Genomic DNA, 19338 nt, shown 5'->3' with positions numbered 1-19338 from the left:
GGATCTGTGCGGGGGGCGGCAGGTAACTGCCGTCCCTACCGCGACCCCAATATCCTCACTCGATGACACTCAGACGGCCCAAGTGGTTGACTGCTTTGGGTCGACCTTAACCAGTTATGGATACGATGTACACTGGTCAAGTCCGATGCAAACGCCTGGTCAAGTCGAATGCAAATGGGTGGTCAAGTCCATGCAATTACGCATCACTCTCCAAAAATTCAGAAAGTTGCGCGAGAACACCTGTCGCATTACCGATCAGCATGATCTCGTTGTGTTCCCCCAGACTTACATCTTCCGTATTCACATGAATTAATAAAGCGCCCGACGCCAAAGCGAGCCTCGGAATATCTGCGGCAGGTGTGACAATCCCGGATGTGCCTACAGATATCAGGATGTCGCAGCCTCGCACCAATGACATCGCAGACTTCCAAACATCTCTCGACAGATCCTCTCCATACCAAACCACTCCTGGGCGCAGTTTGCCACCGCATCGTCTGCAGCGTGGCGGTTCGATCAACGCGCCTTCAACGGGTACAGCTAATTGATCCTGCGCCAGCTCTGCGGGTCGATGACAAGCGAAACACTTTGGGGTAGCCAGACTGCCATGCAAATGAAGGACACCATGAGACCCGGCCCGCTCATGCAGATCGTCAACATTCTGAGTGATGATAGAAACGGTACGCCCCGTTGCCGCCATTTGACAGAATGCTCGGTGCGCAACATTGGGCTGCGACCGAGCCACTTGTTGTCGCCGCCACAAGTACCACCCCCAAACCAGACGAGGATTCTCTCGAAAGGCCTTCGCGGTCTCCAGCTTCTCAGGGTCATACTGTGACCAAAGCCCGGCCAGCGGGTCTCGGTACGTAGAGATTCCGCTTTCAGCCGAAATCCCAGCGCCGGAGAAGCAGGTAATAGTTCTGGCTTTCAGTAACGATATCTTCGCTCGTTCCAGGGCTAGCATGTGCCCCTCAGATGGTTTGGCTCAAATAATGAAACAGGCTTCCGCGCCTTCATCAGGGCACCGCCGCATAGAGGTATGGCTCATTCGGATCGATCACGCGATTGGATACCCGAGGTATGTGAGCACGAAGCCGCTGCTCTGAGTACCAGATCTGACGAGTTTTCCTCTTCCACGAATCGAGATCACCAAGCTTATAGGTGCCCATCGACGCCTCATAGATCACTGCTCCTTGATCGGTCCCAATCCCTCGATAACAATTCTCTGAATAAGCTCATCCAAGCACCAGTGCTCCCGACCGGTCAGGTTCGGTGGACATAACATCTGCACTGCCTCAATGGCGACATCTTGGGCGAGAGAGAGATAGTGCTGCAGCTAGGAAGCGCAACGAGTCAATACACCTCTGTTGCGCCTGCTTGTGAACGGAGGTAATCGTTGGGAGAAAGCATAAACCATCTACCTCGCAATTCATCCATACGCGTACATCGCGGCTCTTATGACCAAGCACGTAAATCACTGTTTACACAATTGCGAGTGAGTCGGCCGCCTGACAAGGCTTAAGGGAGAATAAATCGCCCAAACATAACTTGAGACAAAGGCCTTTCGGAAAAATCAATTGGCCCTTGCCAGTTTTGACCAGTCCAGGATTGGCCTTTGAACGCTATTTTGACCAAAATAAATTGGCCCTAGCCATAGGCTGGGCGCGCTGTCGGCACTGGATTGACCAGTTGCTCGAGCGTCGCGCGATCCAATAATTCGGTGTCCAATTTGATGTAAATGGCCGCCTCTTCCGCGACCACGACTGCATCTGTTACCCCTACGACTGCCTTGAGGCGCTCTACCAGACCGCTTTCGCGGATCGCCTCAGGCGATAGCGGCAAACGCAGACTTGTGACGTAGGGAGGTTCGCGCATGGTAACAGCAAAGGCCAGCCAAAGTGCAGCCAGCCCGGCGCATCCGAGGAAGACAACCGACAAACCGCCATGCTGGAACATCCAGCCCCCCATGATGCCGCCCAGTGCAGAACCGAGGAACTGGCTGGTGGAATACACCCCCATCGCCGTGCCCTTGCCGCCGGCCGGTGAAACTTTACTGATCAGCGAAGGCAATGAAGCCTCCAGCAGGTTGAACGCGGTGAAAAATACCACCGTGCCGATTACCAGCGCCCGCAGGCTGTCGCCGAACTGCCAGAAGAATAGCTCAGTGAGCATCAGCGTCGTGACGGCGCCGAGCAGGATTCGTTTCATTTTGCGTTTTTTCTCGCCATAGATGATGAACGGGATCATGGCGAAGAACGAAATCAACAGCGCAGTGAGGTAGACCCACCAGTGCTGTTCCTTGGGCAGGCCGGCTTTTTCCACCAAGGCCAGGGGCAAGGCGACGAAGCTGCACATCAGCATCGCGTGTAATACGAAGATACCTAAATCCAGGCGCAGCAGATCCGGATGCTTGAGCGTCGGCAAGAGCGCCTTGCGTGCGACGCCCGACTCGCGATGCTGCAATGTGCCGGTGGAGCGCGGCACCATGAAGGCCACGATCACGATGCCGAACAGCGCCATACCGCCGGTGGCGAGGAACAGTCCATGCAAGCCGAACGCACGGGTCAGCAAGGGACCGACCACCATGGCCACGGCAAACGACAGGCCGATAGTCATGCCGATCATGGCCATGGCCTTGGTGCGGTGTTGTTCGCGGGTCAGGTCCGACAGCAAGGCCATCACCGCCGCGGAAATCGCTCCGGCGCCTTGTAGGATACGTCCGGCAATCACGCCCCAGATGGAATCGGACTGAGCCGCGAGCACACTGCCGAGGGCGAACACGATCAGCCCGAGGTAGATGACCGGGCGGCGGCCAATACGGTCGGAAATGATCCCGAAGGGAATCTGGAAAATCGCCTGGGTCAGGCCGTAGGCGCCAATAGCCAGGCCAATCAATGCGGGGGTCGCGCCTGCGAGATCCATTCCATAGGTCGCCAACACCGGCAACACCATAAACATGCCCAGCATACGGAAGGCGAACACCAGGGCCAGACCGCTTGCCGCTCGGGTCTCGCCGCTACTCATGCGTTCGCTGTGGGGATCGTGCATGGAAAAACCTCGTGTGAACCGGCGGCGATTCTACCAGTCCCATCGATTGAGAGGGTATATGCGGCGGTTTGCCGCGCAGCTTTCATCTAAGGCTGCAAGCGGCCTTTTGACAGTGTATATTCATCCAGTCTTTAGCCGTATACTCCGGCATTATTTACGCCCGCCGTGCGAGGCCATCTTGGACAAGATCCTGATTCGTGGGGCTAGAACCCACAACCTGAAGAACATCGACCTGACCCTGCCCCGGGACAAACTGATCGTCATCACCGGCTTGTCCGGGTCCGGCAAATCGTCCCTGGCGTTTGACACGCTGTATGCCGAAGGCCAGCGTCGCTATGTGGAATCGCTGTCGGCCTATGCCCGCCAGTTCCTGTCGATGATGGAAAAACCCGACGTCGACACCATTGAAGGCCTGTCGCCGGCGATCTCCATCGAGCAGAAGTCGACCTCCCATAACCCGCGTTCCACCGTGGGCACCATCACTGAAATCTACGACTACCTGCGCCTGCTGTATGCACGCGTGGGTATTCCGCGTTGCCCGGACCACGACATTCCACTGGAAGCCCAGACCGTCAGCCAGATGGTCGACCTGGTGCTGGCCCAGCCGGAAGGCGCCAAGCTGATGCTGCTGGCGCCGGTGATCCGCGAGCGCAAGGGTGAACACCTTTCCGTCTTCGAAGAGCTGCGGGCCCAGGGTTTTGTACGCGCACGCATCAACGGCAAGCTCTATGAGCTGGACGAAGCGCCGAAGCTCGACAAACAGAAGAAGCACTCGATTGATGTGGTCGTCGACCGCTTCAAGGTGCGCGCCGACCTGCAACAACGCCTGGCGGAATCCTTTGAAACTGCCCTGAAGCTGGCCGACGGCATCGCCTTGGTTGCACCGATGGACGACGAGCCGGGCGAAGAGATCATCTTCTCCGCGCGCTTTGCCTGCCCGATCTGCGGCCATGCCATCAGCGAGCTGGAACCCAAGCTGTTTTCCTTCAACAACCCGGCCGGCGCCTGCCCGACGTGCGATGGCCTGGGCGTGAAGCAGTTCTTCGATATCAAGCGCCTGGTCAATGGCGACCTGACGCTGGCGGAGGGCGCGATACGCGGCTGGGACCGGCGCAACGTCTACTACTTCCAGATGCTCGGGTCGTTGGCTTCGCACTACAAGTTCAGCCTGGAAGTACCGTTCAACCAACTGCCGGCGGATCAGCAGAAGGTCATCCTGCACGGCAGCGGTTCGCAGAACGTCGACTTCAAATACCTGAACGACCGTGGCGATATCGTCAAGCGCTCCCACCCGTTCGAAGGCATTGTGCCAAACCTGGAGCGCCGCTACCGCGAGACCGAATCGGCAAGCGTGCGTGAAGAGCTGGCGAAATTCCTCAGCACCCAGCCTTGCCCGGATTGCCGCGGCACTCGCCTGCGTCGTGAGGCGCGGCATGTGTGGGTGGGCGAGAAGACCTTGCCGGCGGTGACCAACCTGCCGATCGGGGATGCCTGCGAGTACTTTGGTGTGCTCAAGCTGACCGGGCGCCGTGGGGAGATCGCCGACAAGATCCTCAAGGAAATTCGCGAGCGATTGCAGTTCCTGGTCAACGTGGGCCTGGACTATCTGTCGTTGGATCGCAGTGCCGATACCCTGTCCGGCGGTGAAGCCCAGCGGATTCGCCTGGCCAGCCAGATTGGTGCGGGTCTTGTGGGTGTGTTGTACATCCTCGATGAGCCGTCGATTGGCTTACACCAGCGCGACAATGATCGCCTTCTAGGCACGTTGAAACACCTGCGGGACATCGGCAACACGGTTATCGTGGTCGAACACGATGAAGATGCGATTCGCCTGGCGGATTATGTGGTCGATATCGGCCCGGGCGCGGGCGTGCATGGCGGGCACATTGTCGCTGAAGGCACGCCGGCTGAAGTCATGGCGCACCCGGATTCGCTGACCGGTAAGTACTTATCTGGCCGTGTGAAGATTGAGGTGCCGGCCAAACGCACACCGCGTAACAAGAAGCTGGCGCTGCACCTCAAGGGCGCACGCGGTAACAACTTGCGCAATGTCGACCTGGAAATCCCACTGGGCTTGCTGACCTGTGTGACGGGTGTTTCCGGCTCGGGGAAATCGACGCTGATCAACAACACGCTGTTCCCCTTGAGTGCCACCGCCTTGAACGGCGCGACCACCTTGGAAGCCGCGGCGCACGACAGCATCAAGGGCCTGGAACATCTGGACAAGGTGGTCGATATCGACCAGAGCCCGATTGGCCGGACGCCACGATCCAACCCGGCGACCTACACCGGTTTGTTTACGCCGATTCGCGAGCTGTTTGCGGGTGTTCCGGAATCCCGCTCACGGGGTTACGGGCCAGGCAGGTTCTCGTTCAACGTCAAGGGCGGGCGCTGTGAAGCGTGCCAGGGCGATGGCTTGATCAAGGTTGAAATGCACTTTCTCCCGGACATCTACGTGCCGTGCGATGTGTGCAAGAGCAAGCGCTACAACCGCGAAACCCTGGAGATCAAATACAAGGGCAAGAGCATCCACGAAACCCTGGAGATGACCATCGAGGAAGCACGGGTGTTCTTCGACGCGGTCCCGGCGTTGGCGCGCAAGCTGCAAACACTGATGGACGTGGGCTTGTCCTACATCAAACTGGGCCAGTCAGCGACTACGCTGTCGGGGGGTGAGGCGCAGCGGGTGAAGTTGTCTCGCGAGCTGTCCAAGCGCGATACGGGCAAGACCCTGTATATCCTCGATGAGCCGACCACCGGCCTGCACTTCGCGGATATTCAGCAGCTATTGGACGTGCTGCACCGCCTGCGCGACCACGGCAACACCGTGGTGGTGATCGAGCACAACCTTGATGTGATCAAGACGGCCGATTGGCTGGTGGACCTTGGGCCGGAAGGCGGATCCAAAGGTGGCCAGATCATTGCCGTGGGCACGCCGGAGCAGGTTTCCGAAATGCCGCAGTCGCACACCGGTTACTACTTGAAACCATTGCTGGAACGCGACCGGGCCTGACTTTTTCGGGCCCAATGAAAAGCCCCTGTCACTTTACGGTGACAGGGGCTTTTTTGTAGCCGGGAATCAGAACTGCGATTGCAGGTAGTTTTCCAGACCAATCAGCTTGATCAGGCCCAACTGCTTTTCCAGCCAGTAGGTGTGATCTTCTTCTGTGTCGTTCAACTGCACCCGCAGGATTTCACGGGTGACGAAGTCGCTGTGCTGCTCACAGAGCTCAATGCCCTTGCAGAGCGCGGCACGGACCTTGTACTCGAGGCGCAGGTCGGCAGCGAGCATGTCAGGGACTGTGGTGCCCACATCCAGGTCATCCGGACGCATACGCGGCGTGCCTTCGAGCATGAGGATACGGCGCATCAGTGCGTCGGCGTGCTGTGCCTCTTCTTCCATCTCGTGGTTGATACGTTCGTAGAGCTCGGTAAAGCCCCAGTCTTCGTACATGCGCGAATGGATGAAATATTGGTCACGAGCAGCCAGTTCGCCCGTCAGCAACGTGTTGAGGTAATCGATTACGTCGGGGTGACCTTGCATCGCCCTACATCTCCCTGCTTGAAAGTCTGTAGTTTGAACCATGATGACTTGAAGGTCACGGGACCAACGGCAGAAAAGTGATGTTTTTCGGAGAAAAGTAGCTGAAATAACGCAAAAACCGCCCAAATGAGGGCGGTTCTGCTTATCGTTTAGAGTCGGTTAAGCGATACACCCAGCGCCTTTGCGATTGCTTCTCCATAAGCCGGATCGGCCTTGTAGAAGTGCTGCAGTTGACGTTGAACCACATCACTGGAAACGCCACCCATCGCGCCGGCGATGTTGTTGGTGAGCAAAGCTTTCTGCTCATCGTTCATCAGGCGGAACAGCGCACCGGCGTGGCTGTAGTAATCGGTGTCTTCACGGTGATCGTAACGGTCAGCCGCGCCACTCAGGGCCAATGCAGGCTCCGCATACTGAGGTGCTTGCTTCGGTGCATCGGCGTAGCTGTTTGGCTCGTAGTTAGGCGCCGCGCCACCGTTGCTGCCAAAGGCCATCGAACCATCACGCTGGTAGCTATTCACCTGGTTACGCGGGGCATTCACCGGCAGTTGCTGGTGATTGGTGCCAACGCGATAGCGGTGGGCATCGGCGTAAGCGAACACACGACCTTGAAGCATGCGGTCTGGCGACAGGCCGACGCCTGGAACCATGTTGCTTGGGCCAAAGGCAGCTTGCTCGACTTCAGCAAAGTAGTTCTGCGGGTTACGATTCAGTTCCAACTCGCCGACTTCGATCAGCGGGAACTCCTTCTGCGACCAGGTTTTGGTCACGTCGAACGGGTTCTCGTAATGAGCGTTGGCCTGGGCCTCGGTCATGATCTGGATGCAGACGCGCCATTTCGGGAAGTCACCTCGCTCGATCGCGCCAAACAGATCACGCTGGGCGTAATCAGGGTCAGTACCGGCCAAGCGAGCAGCTTCGGCCGGCGCGAGGTTCTTGATGCCCTGCTTGGTCTTGTAGTGCCACTTGACCCAGTGACGCTCGCCTTTGGCGCTGATCAGGCTGTAGGTATGACTGCCGAAGCCGTGCATGTGACGGTAGCCATCAGGGATACCACGGTCCGAAAACAGGATGGTGACCTGATGCAGCGCCTCTGGGGAGTGCGACCAGAAATCCCACATCATTTGTGCGCTTTTCAGGTTGCTTTGCGGCAAGCGCTTCTGCGTGTGGATGAAGTCCGGGAACTTCAAAGGATCGCGAATGAAGAACACCGGAGTGTTGTTACCCACGATGTCCCAATTGCCTTCTTCGGTATAGAACTTCAAGGCGAAACCGCGTGGGTCGCGCTCGGTATCAGCCGAACCACGCTCGCCGCCTACGGTGGAAAAACGCAGGAAGGTAGGGGTTTGCTTGCCCACCGACTCGAACAGCTTGGCGCTGGTGTACTGCGTAATGTCTTGGGTGACCGTGAAAGTGCCGTAGGCACCCGAACCCTTGGCGTGCACACGGCGCTCAGGGATATTTTCACGGTTGAAGTGAGCGAGCTTCTCGATCAGATGAAAATCGTCGAGCAGCAACGGGCCGCGTGGGCCGGCGGAACGTGAATTCTGGTTGTCCGCAACGGGGGCGCCGCTGGCGGTGGTAAGGATTTTATTCTGGCTCATGCTCAATTTCCCTCAGGTCGGACTTGGAACTTGCCGGCTAATCGGCTTGGGAGGAGTATTGATCATCAATATGACGTCTACAAATTCATTAAATTGTAGGCATCAATAGATATTTTCTACCGAACACTCCAACCCCCATAGTGCCAAGCACAATCTTTGGAAGCTTGTATCGAACACGCTTTTACTACGGGCACAAAAAACCGGGCACTAGGCCCGGTTCTTCGTTACAGCTTGTCGTCTTACTCGGCGCTTACAGCTTCACCGGCAGTAGCACGATCAACCAACTCGACGTACGCCATAGGCGCGTTGTCGCCAGCGCGGAAACCGCACTTGAGGATGCGCAGGTAGCCACCCTCACGGGTAGCGTAACGCTTGCCCAGGTCGTTGAAGAGCTTACCAACGATAGCTTTCGAACGAGTACGGTCGAAAGCCAGACGGCGGTTAGCCAGGCTGTCTGTCTTGGCCAAAGTGATCAGCGGCTCAGCAACGCGACGCAGTTCTTTAGCTTTCGGCAGTGTAGTTTTGATCAGCTCGTGCTCGAACAGCGACACCGCCATGTTTTGAAACATGGCCTTGCGGTGCGAGCTGGTACGGCTCAGGTGACGACCACTTTTACGATGACGCATGGTTCATTCCTTACCAAACTCACGTTCGGTGATTACGACGATCAGGCAGTCGCCTTGTCGTCCTTCTTAAGACTTGCAGGCGGCCAGTTGTCGAGGCGCATGCCGAGGGACAGACCGCGGGAGGCCAGAACGTCCTTGATTTCAGTCAAGGATTTCTTGCCCAGGTTCGGAGTCTTCAACAGTTCTACTTCGGTACGCTGAATCAGGTCGCCGATGTAGTAAATGTTTTCCGCCTTAAGGCAGTTAGCCGAACGTACAGTCAGTTCCAGATCGTCAACCGGGCGAAGCAGGATCGGATCGATCTCGTCTTCCTGCTCGATTACCACTGGTTCGCTGTCACCTTTGAGGTCGACGAACGCAGCCAACTGCTGTTGCAGAATGGTTGCAGCGCGGCGGATAGCCTCTTCAGGATCCAGAGTACCGTTGGTTTCCAGATCAATAACCAGCTTGTCCAGGTTAGTACGCTGTTCGACACGGGCGTTTTCCACCACGTATGCGATACGGCGAACCGGGCTGAACGAAGAGTCAAGCTGCAAGCGACCAATGCTGCGGCTTTCGTCTTCATCGCTCTGACGCGAGTCGGCCGGTTCATAACCACGACCACGAGCTACGGTGAGCTTCATGTTCAGGGCGCCGTTAGACGCCAGGTTAGCGATTACGTGATCGGGGTTAACGATCTCGACATCATGATCCAGCTGAATATCGGCAGCGGTAACCACCCCCGAACCCTTCTTCGACAAGGTCAGCGTAACTTCGTCACGGCCGTGCAGCTTGATAGCCAGACCTTTAAGGTTCAACAGGATTTCAATTACGTCTTCCTGTACACCTTCGATGGCGCTGTACTCGTGGAGCACACCGTCAATCTCGGCCTCGACTACTGCACAGCCGGGCATTGAGGACAACAGGATGCGGCGCAGCGCGTTGCCCAGGGTGTGGCCAAAACCACGCTCGAGAGGCTCGAGAGTAATTTTGGCGCGGGTTGGACTGACAACCTGCACATCAATGTGGCGGGGTGTCAGGAACTCATTTACCGAAATCTGCATGGATGCACCTATTTTCTAGCCCTTACTTGGAGTAGAGCTCGACAATCAGGCTTTCGTTGATGTCGGCGGACAGATCACTGCGAGCAGGAACGTTCTTGAAAACGCCCGACTTCTTCTCAGTGTCTACTTCTACCCATTCTACGCGGCCACGTTGGGCACACAGATCGAGAGCTTGGACAATGCGAAGTTGGTTTTTTGCTTTCTCGCGAACTGCGACCACGTCACCAGCACGAACCTGGTAGGACGGAACGTTTACGGTCTGACCGTTAACGCTGATCGACTTGTGCGATACCAGCTGACGGGATTCGGCACGAGTCGAACCAAAGCCCATACGGTATACAACGTTGTCCAGACGGCATTCGAGCAGTTGCAGCAGGTTTTCACCGGTTGCACCTTTCTTGCCAGCAGCTTCTTTGTAGTAGCCGCTGAACTGACGCTCGAGAACGCCGTAGATACGACGGACCTTCTGCTTTTCACGCAGTTGGGTGCCGTAATCGGACTGGCGACCGCGGCGTTGGCCGTGGATACCAGGTGCTGCTTCAATGTTGCACTTCGATTCGATCGCGCGCACGCCGCTCTTCAGGAAGAGATCGGTGCCTTCGCGACGAGCGAGTTTGCATTTTGGACCAATGTAACGAGCCATTCTTTACAATCTCCTGGATTACACGCGGCGCTTCTTCGGCGGACGGCACCCGTTGTGCGGGATTGGCGTCACGTCGGTGATGCTGGCGATCTTATAGCCACAGCCGTTCAAAGCACGGACAGCAGACTCACGACCTGGACCTGGACCCTTGACGTTAACGTCGAGGTTTTTCAGGCCGTATTCCAGCGCAGCTTGACCAGCACGTTCAGCAGCTACTTGAGCAGCAAACGGGGTGGACTTGCGGGAACCGCGGAAACCCGAACCACCGGAGGTAGCCCAAGAAAGCGCGTTACCTTGACGGTCGGTGATGGTCACGATTGTGTTGTTAAAAGAAGCATGGATGTGGGCGATGCCATCAACCACTGTCTTTTTAACTTTTTTACGAGGACGAGCAGCAGGTTTTGCCATGATAATTTTCCTGTCGATTCGCTGGGGCGATTACTTGCGGATCGGCTTACGCGGACCTTTACGGGTACGCGCGTTAGTCTTGGTACGCTGACCGCGTACTGGAAGACCACGACGATGACGCAGACCGCGATAGCAACCGAGGTCCATCAAACGCTTGATTTTCATGTTGATTTCGCGACGCAGGTCACCTTCAGTGGTGAACTTCGCCACTTCGCCACGCAGCTGTTCAATCTGCTCGTCGCTCAGATCCTTGATCTTAGCGGCTGGGTTTACCCCAGCAACTGCGCAAATTTTCTGCGCAGTAGTGCGACCAACACCATAGATGTAGGTCAGCGAGATAACAGTGTGCTTGTTATCTGGAATGTTAACGCCTGCAATACGGGCCATTCAGTGGGACTCCAATTGACAGCTACCTACGCCCCGGAAGCCAAGAAATAGGGCGCGAGATAATATCGCTGTAATAACAAATAATCAACCCGGCAGCGCACTAGCTGCCGGGCTTCAAGCGGATCACACTCAGCCTTGGCGCTGTTTGTGACGCGGTTCCGCGCTGCAAATTACTCGAACAACACCTTCGCGGCGAATAATCTTGCAGTTACGGCACAGCTTTTTCACCGATGCACGAACTTTCATCACCAACTCCTCGAACCTTATGGGGTACTCAGCGCAACATGCCGCTGCCGTAGCCCTTCAGGTTGGCTTTCTTCATCAGGGATTCGTACTGGTGCGAAACGAGGTGCGATTGTACTTGGGACATGAAGTCCATCACAACCACGACCACGATCAGCAACGAGGTCCCGCCAAGGTAGAACGGAACGTTTGCTGCAACCACCAGGAACTGGGGCAACAAGCACACGGCCGTCATATATAGAGCACCGAACAGGGTCAAACGAGTCAGAACGCCATCAATGTAGCGTGCAGACTGCTCACCTGGACGGATGCCCGGAATAAAGGCACCGGACTTCTTCAGGTTTTCCGCTACGTCTTTCGGATTGAACATCAACGCCGTATAGAAGAAGCAGAAGAAAATAATCCCTGCACTAAACAGCAGAATATTCAACGGCTGACCAGGAGCGATCGACTGAGAGAGGTCCTGCAGCCAGCCCATATTTTCGGACTGACCAAACCAGGTACCCAACGAAGCCGGAAACAGCAAAATGCTGCTCGCGAAAATTGCCGGAATAACACCGGCCATATTCACTTTCAGCGGCAAGTGGCTGGTCTGCGCAGCAAAGACCTTACGGCCCTGCTGACGCTTGGCGTAGTGAACAGCAATACGACGCTGACCACGCTCAATGAACACCACAAAACCGATAATCGCTACTGCCAGCAAACCGATGGCAACCAAGGCGAAAATGTTGATATCACCCTGACGTGCAGACTCGAAAGACTGCCCAATCGCTCTCGGAAGACCGGCGACGATACCTGCGAAAATCAACATCGAGATACCGTTACCAACACCACGTTCAGTAATCTGCTCACCCAGCCACATCATGAACATCGCACCAGCCACAAATGTGGATACCGCGACGAAATGGAAGCCAAAGTCACCAGTGAACGCAACGCCCTGCCCAGCCAGGCCAACGGACATGCCGATAGCTTGGACGAGGGCGAGGACGACAGTGCCGTAGCGGGTGTACTGGCTAATCTTGCGACGGCCAGCTTCACCTTCCTTCTTCAACTGCTCCAGCTGCGGGCTGACGGCGGTCATCAGTTGCATGATGATCGATGCCGAAATGTACGGCATGATCCCCAGTGCAAAGATGCTCATCCGTTCCAGCGCGCCGCCGGAAAACATGTTGAACAAGCTAAGAATGGTCCCCTCATTCTGTCGAAACAGGTCTGCGAGTCGGTCCGGGTTGATACCTGGAACCGGGATGTGTGCGCCTATTCGGTAGACGATAATCGCCAGGAACAGAAAACGCAGACGAGCCCAAAGTTCAGACATACCGCCTTTGCCGAGCGCTGAGAGAGCACCTTGCTTAGCCATTTATTCCTCGAACTTGCCGCCAGCTGCTTCGATAGCCGAACGCGCACCTTTGGTGGCGCCGATTCCCTTGCCGATAGTGACAGCGCGAGTCACTTCACCGGACAGCATGATTTTCACACGCTGTACGTTGACGTTGATCACGTTGGCATCTTTCAGGGTCTGCACAGTAACGATGTCGCCTTCCACTTTAGCCAGCTCGGACAGACGCACTTCTGCGCGGTCCATGGCTTTCAGGGATACGAAACCGAACTTAGGCAGGCGACGATGCAGCGGCTGTTGACCGCCTTCAAAGCCTGGAGCGATGGTGCCACCGGAGCGGGAGGTTTGACCTTTGTGGCCACGGCCACCAGTCTTACCCAAACCGCTACCGATACCACGGCCCGGACGATGCTTTTCGCGACGGGAACCCGGCGCTGGACTCAGATCATTGAGTTTCATCGATTAACCCTCTACACGCAGCATGTAGTAAGCCTTGTTGATCATCCCGCGATTCTCGGGAGTATCCAGGACTTCTACAGTGTGACCGATGCGACGCAGACCCAGACCTTTAACACACAGTTTGTGGTTAGGGATGCGGCCGGTCATGCTTTTGATCAGCGTTACTTTAACGGTAGCCATGATCAGAAGATCTCCTTGACAGTCAGACCACGCTTGGCAGCGATGGACTCAGGAGATTGCATAGCTTTCAAACCTTTGAAAGTGGCGTGAACCACGTTTACCGGGTTAGTCGAGCCGTAGCACTTGGCCAGAACGTTCTGAACGCCAGCAACTTCGAGGACAGCACGCATAGCGCCGCCAGCGATGATACCGGTACCTTCAGAAGCAGGCTGCATGTACACCTTCGAAGCGCCATGGGCGGACTTCATTGCGTACTGCAGCGTGGTGCCGTTCAGATCAACTTGGATCATGTTGCGACGAGCAGCTTCCATTGCCTTCTGGATCGCAGCAGGCACTTCACGTGACTTGCCACGGCCGAAGCCAACACGGCCTTTACCATCACCTACCACGGTCAACGCGGTGAAGGTGAAGATACGGCCGCCTTTAACGGTTTTGGCTACGCGGTTAACTTGAACCAGCTTCTCAATGTAGCCTTCGTCGCGCTTTTGGTCGTTATTTGACATAACTTAGAACTCCAGCCCAGCTTCACGAGCAGCATCAGCCAGCGCTTTCACGCGACCGTGGTACTTGAAGCCAGAGCGGTCGAAAGCCACTTGCGAGACGCCAGCGGCCTTAGCACGCGTAGCGACCAGCTGGCCAACCTTTGTGGCCGCGTCGATGTTGCCAGTGGCACCATCACGCAGTTCTTTATCCAAAGTCGAGGCGCTTGCCAGGACTTTGTTGCCGTCGGCCGAGATGACCTGGGCGTAGATGTGCTGCGACGAGCGGAACACGCAGAGACGCACGACTTCGAGTTCGTGCATTTTCAGGCGTGCTTTGCGAGCGCGACGCAGTCGAGTAACTTTTTTGTCGGTCATTTGCTATGCCCTACTTCTTCTTGGCTTCTTTACGACGGACGACTTCGTCCGCGTAGCGCACACCTTTGCCTTTGTACGGCTCTGGTGGACGGAAGTCGCGGATCTCAGCGGCCACTTGACCTACCAGCTGCTTATCGATGCCCTTGATCAGGATATCGGTCTGGCTAGGGGTCTCAGCAGTGATGCCCGCTGGCAGTTCGTAATCCACAGGGTGCGAGAAGCCAAGGGCTAGGTTCAAAACCGTGCCTTTTGCTTGCGCTTTGTAACCAACACCGACCAGCTGGAGCTTACGCTCGAAGCCTTGGCTTACGCCTTGGACCATGTTGTTTACCAACGCACGCGTGGTACCGGCCATTGCGCGAGTTTGTTGATCGCCATTGCGAGCAGCGAAACGCAGCTCACCAGCTTCTTCAACGATCTCAACGGACGAATGGATGTTCAGTTCAAGAGTGCCCTTGGCACCCTTCACCGAAAGCTGTTGGCCTGCGAATTTGACTTCGACACCGGCTGGCAGCTTAACGGGGTTCTTAGCGACGCGAGACATGCTTATCCCCCCTTAGAACACAGTGCAAAGAACTTCGCCGCCGACACCGGCAGCGCGCGCAGCACGATCCGTCATCACACCTTTGTTGGTGGAGACGATAGACACGCCCAGACCGCCACGAACTTTCGGCAGATCTTCAGCGGACTTGTACTGACGCAGGCCTGGACGGCTAACGCGCTTCACTTCCTCGATGACCGAACGGCCTTCGAAGTACTTCAGCTCGATGGACAGCAGTGCTTTTACATCGCTGCTGATCTGATAACCCGCAATGTAGCCTTCGTCTTTCAGGACTTTGGCAACAGCTACCTTCAACTTGGAAGATGGCATGCTTACGACGGACTTTTCAGCCATCTGGGCATTACGGATACGAGTTAGCATGTCCGCTAACGGGTCCTGCATACTCATGGGCTAGACGCTCCTAATACAAAAAAATTAGCCTTGCGGCTACATATGTCGCCGAGAATCTCCGGGTAAAAAACACGGGCTCAGGCGAGCCGCGTATTTTAGACACACTCCGGAAATGAAACAAGCCCCAAAAGGGGCTTGTTCCAGATTCAAGGTCACCGGTGGTCAGTATCTTGCGATATTGGCCACCTGGACGCTGAAAGTACTTACCAGCTGGCTTTAACCAGACCTGGTACGTCACCACGCATTGCCGCTTCACGCAGTTTATTACGGCCGAGGCCGAACTTGCGGTAAACGCCGTGTGGACGACCAGTCAGGCGGCAGCGGTTACGCATGCGCGAAGCGCTTGCGTCACGTGGCTGCTTCTGCAGAGCTACTGTAGCTTCCCAACGCGCTTCTGGACTTGCGTTCAGATCAACGATGATTGCTTTCAGTGCTGCACGCTTCTTGGCGTACTTGGCAACCGTGAGCTGACGCTTCAGCTCGCGGTTTTTCATGCTCATCTTGGCCATGGTCCTACTCCAATCAGTTGCGGAACGGGAATTTGAAAGCACGCAACAGGGCGCGACCTTCATCATCGTTCTTGGCAGTGGTGGTCAGGGTGATGTCCAGACCGCGGAGAGCATCGATCTTGTCGTAGTCGATTTCCGGGAAGATGATCTGCTCTTTCACGCCCATGCTGTAGTTACCACGACCATCGAAGGACTTGGCATTCAGGCCGCGGAAGTCGCGGACCCGAGGCAGGGAGATCGACAGCAGACGATCCAGGAATTCGTACATACGCTCACGGCGCAGGGTCACTTTGACGCCGATCGGCCAACCTTCACGGACTTTAAAGCCAGCGATGGATTTCCGAGCGTAGGTCACAACGACTTTCTGGCCGGTGATCTTTTCCAGGTCAGCAACAGCGTGCTCGATGACTTTTTTGTCGCCGATCGCTTCGCCCAGACCCATGTTCAGGGTGATTTTGGTAACGCGCGGAACTTCCATCACGTTCCCAAGCTTAAGTTCTTCCTTAAGCTTAGGGGCGATTTCCTTCCGGTAAATCTCTTGTAGTCGTGCCATGGTCTAATCTACCTAGCAGTGTTCAAGCATCAACCGCTTTTTGGGTCGACTTGAAGACACGAATTTTCTTACCGTCTTCTACTTTGAAACCAACGCGGTCAGCCTTGTTGGTTTCGCCGTTGAAGATGGCGACGTTAGAAGCGTCCAGCGGAGCTTCTTTCTCGACGATACCGCCCTGCACGCCCGACATCGGGTTAGGCTTGGTATGACGCTTGACCAGGTTCAGACCACCGATAACCAGACGGTTATTAGCGAGAACCTTAAGCACCTTACCGCGCTTACCTTTGTCTTTGCCGGCGATCACGATGATCTCGTCGTCACGACGAATCTTTTGCATGTCGGATCTCCTTACAGCACTTCTGGGGCGAGCGAGACGATCTTCATGAACTTCTCAGTACGAAGTTCACGGGTCACTGGCCCAAAGATACGGGTGCCGATCGGCTCTTGCTTGTTGTTCAGAAGAACAGCAGCGTTGCCATCAAAGCGGATAATGGAGCCATCAGCACGACGTACGCCGTGACGAGTGCGGACTACAACAGCAGTCATCACTTGGCCTTTTTTCACTTTACCGCGAGGAATTGCTTCCTTGACGGTAACTTTGATGATGTCACCGATACCAGCGTAACGACGATGGGAGCCACCCAGCACCTTGATGCACATAACACGGCGAGCGCCGCTGTTATCGGCCACATCGAGCATGGATTGAGTCTGAATCATATAATTTCTCCGACCCCTAGTCCTTAGACTTCCACAGCGCGTTCGAGAACATCAACCAGTGCCCAAGACTTGGTCTTGGCCAGCGGACGAGTTTCACGAATAGTGACTTTGTCGCCGATGTGGCACTGATTGGTTTCGTCGTGCGCGTGCAGCTTAGTCGAACGCTTAACATATTTACCGTAGATCGGGTGCTTAACGCGACGCTCGATCAGAACGGTGATGGTTTTGTCCATCTTGTCGCTGACAACACGGCCAGTCAGCGTACGGACAGTCTTTTCGGCTTCAGCCATGATCACTTACCTGCCTGCTGGTTGAGCACAGTCTTCACGCGAGCGATGTCACGCTTAACTTGCGAGAGCAGATGAGACTGCCCCAACTGGCCAGTTGCTTTCTGCATACGCAGATTGAACTGGTCGCGCAGCAGGCCGAGCAGTTGCTCGTTCAGCTGCTGTGCGGATTTTTCACGAAGTTCATTCGCTTTCATCACATCACCGTCCGTTTAACAAAGGAGGTGGCGAGCGGCAGCTTTGCAGCAGCCAGGGCGAAAGCCTCACGCGCCAGCTCTTCAGAAACACCCTCGATTTCATACAGGACTTTGCCTGGCTGAATCTGGGCTACCCAGTATTCCACGTTACCCTTACCTTTACCCATACGAACCTCGAGAGGTTTTTTGGAGATCGGCTTGTCCGGGAATACACGGATCCAGATCTTGCCGCCACGTTTAACGTGACGGGTCAGAGCACGACGCGCTGACTCGATCTGACGAGCGGTGAGACGACCACGAGCTACAGACTTCAGCGCGAACTCGCCGAAGCTGACTTTGCTACCGCGCTGAGCCAGACCACGGTTGTGGCCTGTCATCTGCTTGCGGAACTTCGTACGCTTAGGTTGCAACATTTGGCGTACCCCTTACTTAGCAGCTTTTTTACGAGGCGCTGGTGCTTGTGGTTTCAGTTCTTCTTGGCGACCACCAATTACTTCGCCTTTGAAGATCCAAACCTTTACACCGATCACACCGTAAGTGGTGTGAGCTTCGTAGTTGGCATAGTCGATGTCGGCACGCAGGGTGTGCAGTGGCACACGACCTTCGCGATACCATTCAGTACGTGCGATTTCAGCACCGCCGAGACGACCGCTCACTTGGATTTTGATGCCTTTGGCACCAATGCGCATGGCGTTCTGTACAGCGCGCTTCATAGCGCGACGGAACATAACGCGACGCTCCAGCTGCTGAGCTACGCTCTGCGCAACCAGCATACCGTCGAGCTCCGGCTTGCGGATCTCTTCGATATTGATGTGCACAGGCACACCCATTTGCTTGGTCAGGTCCTGACGCAGTTTCTCAACATCTTCACCTTTCTTCCCGATAACGATACCTGGACGAGCGGTGTGGATGGTGATACGTGCAGTTTGGGCCGGACGATGGATATCGATACGGCTTACGGACGCGCTTTTTAGTTTGTCTTGGAGATACTCACGCACCTTCAGATCAGCGAACAAATAGTCCGCATAAGTCCGACCGTCTGCGTACCAGACGGAGGTGTGCTCCTTGACGATTCCCAGGCGAATGCCAATGGGATGTACTTTCTGACCCATCTCTTCGACTCCGTTACTTGTCAGCAACCTTGACAGTGATATGGCAAGACCGCTTGACGATGCGATCAGCACGGCCTTTGGCACGTGGCATGATGCGCTTCAGCGAACGCCCTTCGTTGACGAAAACGGTGCTGACCTTCAGGTCATCAACGTCTGCGCCTTCGTTATGCTCGGCGTTGGCTACGGCCGACTCCAGCACTTTCTTCATGATCTCGGCGGCTTTCTTACTGCTGAAAGCCAACAGGTTGAGCGCTTCGCCCACCTTCTTCCCGCGGATCTGGTCGGCGACCAAGCGGGCTTTCTGGGCGGAGATTCGAGCGCCCGACAACTTAGCGGCTACTTCCATTTCCTAACCCCTTAACGCTTGGCTTTCTTGTCTGCCACGTGCCCACGATAAGTGCGGGTACCGGCAAACTCGCCTAGTTTGTGGCCGACCATGTCTTCGTTCACGAGAACTGGGACGTGCAAGCGACCGTTGTGTACAGCGATGGTCAGACCGACCATTTGTGGCAGGATCATCGAACGACGCGACCAGGTCTTAACTGGTTTGCGATCGTTCTTTTCCGCCGCCACTTCGATCTTCTTCAGTAGGTGAAGATCAATAAAAGGACCTTTTTTCAGAGAACGTGGCAC

General features: G+C 55.7%; 28 protein-coding genes. 1 reads left to right on the top strand and 27 read right to left on the bottom strand.

Annotated features, from left to right (window positions below; all coding sequences use genetic code 11):
• Nucleotides 1–196 precede the first annotated feature (196 nt).
• Nucleotides 197–961 carry an NAD-dependent protein deacylase gene (locus H096_RS16625; RefSeq protein ID WP_033900049.1) on the bottom strand — a complete coding sequence of 255 codons (765 nt, stop codon included), beginning with the start codon at nucleotides 959–961 and terminating at the stop codon, nucleotides 197–199.
• Between the two features lie 683 nt (nucleotides 962–1644).
• Entirely contained in the window at nucleotides 1645–3045 is a 1401-nt protein-coding gene (locus H096_RS16620) for an MFS transporter (RefSeq protein WP_033900048.1), read from the bottom strand.
• 178 nt (nucleotides 3046–3223) lie between these two features.
• Between H096_RS16620 and uvrA the strand changes: the two genes are divergently transcribed.
• Entirely contained in the window at nucleotides 3224–6058 is a 2835-nt protein-coding gene (uvrA, locus tag H096_RS16615) for an excinuclease ABC subunit UvrA (protein WP_033900046.1), read from the top strand.
• Between the two features lie 66 nt (nucleotides 6059–6124).
• Here uvrA and bfr read toward each other — a convergent pair whose 3' ends face one another.
• The 25 genes from bfr to rpsS all read right to left on the bottom strand — a co-directional run bounded on the left by bfr (nucleotide 6125) and on the right by rpsS (nucleotide 19338).
• Nucleotides 6125–6589, bottom strand: a complete 465-nt coding sequence (gene bfr, locus H096_RS16610) for a bacterioferritin (RefSeq protein ID WP_033900044.1) — start codon at nucleotides 6587–6589, stop codon at nucleotides 6125–6127.
• Nucleotides 6590–6738: 149 nt separating this feature from the next.
• A complete protein-coding gene (locus H096_RS16605) occupies nucleotides 6739–8193 on the bottom strand; it encodes a catalase (protein WP_033900041.1) in 1455 nt (484 codons plus the stop codon).
• A gap of 239 nt (nucleotides 8194–8432) precedes the next feature.
• Complete coding sequence (gene rplQ, locus H096_RS16600) at nucleotides 8433–8819, bottom strand: 50S ribosomal protein L17 (RefSeq protein ID WP_003176402.1); 387 nt, start codon at nucleotides 8817–8819, stop codon at nucleotides 8433–8435.
• A 41-nt stretch (nucleotides 8820–8860) separates the two neighbouring features.
• Complete coding sequence (gene rpoA / locus H096_RS16595) at nucleotides 8861–9862, bottom strand: DNA-directed RNA polymerase subunit alpha (protein ID WP_003176403.1); 1002 nt, start codon at nucleotides 9860–9862, stop codon at nucleotides 8861–8863.
• 22 nt (nucleotides 9863–9884) lie between these two features.
• Nucleotides 9885–10505: a 30S ribosomal protein S4 gene (gene rpsD, locus H096_RS16590; RefSeq protein WP_003176404.1), complete on the bottom strand. Its 621-nt coding sequence runs from the start codon at nucleotides 10503–10505 to the stop codon at nucleotides 9885–9887.
• An 18-nt stretch (nucleotides 10506–10523) separates the two neighbouring features.
• Nucleotides 10524–10913: a 30S ribosomal protein S11 gene (gene rpsK / locus H096_RS16585; RefSeq protein WP_002555466.1), complete on the bottom strand. Its 390-nt coding sequence runs from the start codon at nucleotides 10911–10913 to the stop codon at nucleotides 10524–10526.
• 30 nt (nucleotides 10914–10943) lie between these two features.
• Nucleotides 10944–11300, bottom strand: a complete 357-nt coding sequence (gene rpsM, locus H096_RS16580) for a 30S ribosomal protein S13 (protein WP_003194635.1) — start codon at nucleotides 11298–11300, stop codon at nucleotides 10944–10946.
• Between the two features lie 129 nt (nucleotides 11301–11429).
• Entirely contained in the window at nucleotides 11430–11546 is a 117-nt protein-coding gene (gene rpmJ, locus H096_RS33315; RefSeq protein WP_002555468.1) for a 50S ribosomal protein L36, read from the bottom strand.
• A gap of 28 nt (nucleotides 11547–11574) precedes the next feature.
• Nucleotides 11575–12903, bottom strand: coding sequence for a preprotein translocase subunit SecY (gene secY, locus H096_RS16575; RefSeq protein WP_003194637.1), 1329 nt, complete (start codon nucleotides 12901–12903; stop codon nucleotides 11575–11577).
• Complete coding sequence (gene rplO, locus H096_RS16570; protein WP_003176407.1) at nucleotides 12904–13341, bottom strand: 50S ribosomal protein L15; 438 nt, start codon at nucleotides 13339–13341, stop codon at nucleotides 12904–12906.
• Between the two features lie 3 nt (nucleotides 13342–13344).
• Entirely contained in the window at nucleotides 13345–13521 is a 177-nt protein-coding gene (rpmD, locus tag H096_RS16565; RefSeq protein ID WP_003186033.1) for a 50S ribosomal protein L30, read from the bottom strand.
• A gap of 2 nt (nucleotides 13522–13523) precedes the next feature.
• Nucleotides 13524–14024, bottom strand: coding sequence for a 30S ribosomal protein S5 (gene rpsE, locus H096_RS16560; RefSeq protein WP_003176409.1), 501 nt, complete (start codon nucleotides 14022–14024; stop codon nucleotides 13524–13526).
• Between the two features lie 3 nt (nucleotides 14025–14027).
• A complete protein-coding gene (gene rplR, locus H096_RS16555) occupies nucleotides 14028–14378 on the bottom strand; it encodes a 50S ribosomal protein L18 (RefSeq protein ID WP_003186037.1) in 351 nt (116 codons plus the stop codon).
• 10 nt (nucleotides 14379–14388) lie between these two features.
• Complete coding sequence (rplF, locus tag H096_RS16550) at nucleotides 14389–14922, bottom strand: 50S ribosomal protein L6 (protein WP_003194640.1); 534 nt, start codon at nucleotides 14920–14922, stop codon at nucleotides 14389–14391.
• A gap of 12 nt (nucleotides 14923–14934) precedes the next feature.
• Entirely contained in the window at nucleotides 14935–15327 is a 393-nt protein-coding gene (rpsH, locus tag H096_RS16545) for a 30S ribosomal protein S8 (RefSeq protein WP_010206883.1), read from the bottom strand.
• A 206-nt stretch (nucleotides 15328–15533) separates the two neighbouring features.
• Nucleotides 15534–15839, bottom strand: coding sequence for a 30S ribosomal protein S14 (rpsN, locus tag H096_RS16540; protein ID WP_003176414.1), 306 nt, complete (start codon nucleotides 15837–15839; stop codon nucleotides 15534–15536).
• A gap of 13 nt (nucleotides 15840–15852) precedes the next feature.
• A complete protein-coding gene (rplE, locus tag H096_RS16535) occupies nucleotides 15853–16392 on the bottom strand; it encodes a 50S ribosomal protein L5 (protein ID WP_003194642.1) in 540 nt (179 codons plus the stop codon).
• 22 nt (nucleotides 16393–16414) lie between these two features.
• Nucleotides 16415–16729, bottom strand: a complete 315-nt coding sequence (gene rplX, locus H096_RS16530; protein WP_003176416.1) for a 50S ribosomal protein L24 — start codon at nucleotides 16727–16729, stop codon at nucleotides 16415–16417.
• Nucleotides 16730–16740: 11 nt separating this feature from the next.
• Nucleotides 16741–17109, bottom strand: a complete 369-nt coding sequence (rplN, locus tag H096_RS16525; protein ID WP_002555479.1) for a 50S ribosomal protein L14 — start codon at nucleotides 17107–17109, stop codon at nucleotides 16741–16743.
• A 23-nt stretch (nucleotides 17110–17132) separates the two neighbouring features.
• Nucleotides 17133–17399: a 30S ribosomal protein S17 gene (rpsQ, locus tag H096_RS16520; RefSeq protein ID WP_003176419.1), complete on the bottom strand. Its 267-nt coding sequence runs from the start codon at nucleotides 17397–17399 to the stop codon at nucleotides 17133–17135.
• Between the two features lie 2 nt (nucleotides 17400–17401).
• Nucleotides 17402–17593, bottom strand: coding sequence for a 50S ribosomal protein L29 (gene rpmC, locus H096_RS16515; protein ID WP_002555481.1), 192 nt, complete (start codon nucleotides 17591–17593; stop codon nucleotides 17402–17404).
• A complete protein-coding gene (rplP, locus tag H096_RS16510) occupies nucleotides 17593–18006 on the bottom strand; it encodes a 50S ribosomal protein L16 (RefSeq protein ID WP_003176421.1) in 414 nt (137 codons plus the stop codon). The genes rpmC and rplP overlap by 1 nt, the downstream gene beginning before the upstream one ends.
• Before the next feature lie 12 nt (nucleotides 18007–18018).
• Nucleotides 18019–18705, bottom strand: a complete 687-nt coding sequence (rpsC, locus tag H096_RS16505; RefSeq protein WP_003176422.1) for a 30S ribosomal protein S3 — start codon at nucleotides 18703–18705, stop codon at nucleotides 18019–18021.
• A gap of 13 nt (nucleotides 18706–18718) precedes the next feature.
• A complete protein-coding gene (rplV, locus tag H096_RS16500; RefSeq protein WP_003103908.1) occupies nucleotides 18719–19051 on the bottom strand; it encodes a 50S ribosomal protein L22 in 333 nt (110 codons plus the stop codon).
• An 11-nt stretch (nucleotides 19052–19062) separates the two neighbouring features.
• Nucleotides 19063–19338 carry a 30S ribosomal protein S19 gene (rpsS, locus tag H096_RS16495; protein WP_003232420.1) on the bottom strand — a complete coding sequence of 92 codons (276 nt, stop codon included), beginning with the start codon at nucleotides 19336–19338 and terminating at the stop codon, nucleotides 19063–19065.

This window comes from Pseudomonas sp. FH1 (assembly GCF_000510895.2).
Taxonomy (GTDB): Bacteria; Pseudomonadota; Gammaproteobacteria; order Pseudomonadales; family Pseudomonadaceae; genus Aquipseudomonas; species Aquipseudomonas azotoformans_A.
The sequence above is the reverse complement of the archived record's forward strand: the minus strand, read 5'-3'. Positions and strand labels throughout refer to the sequence as shown.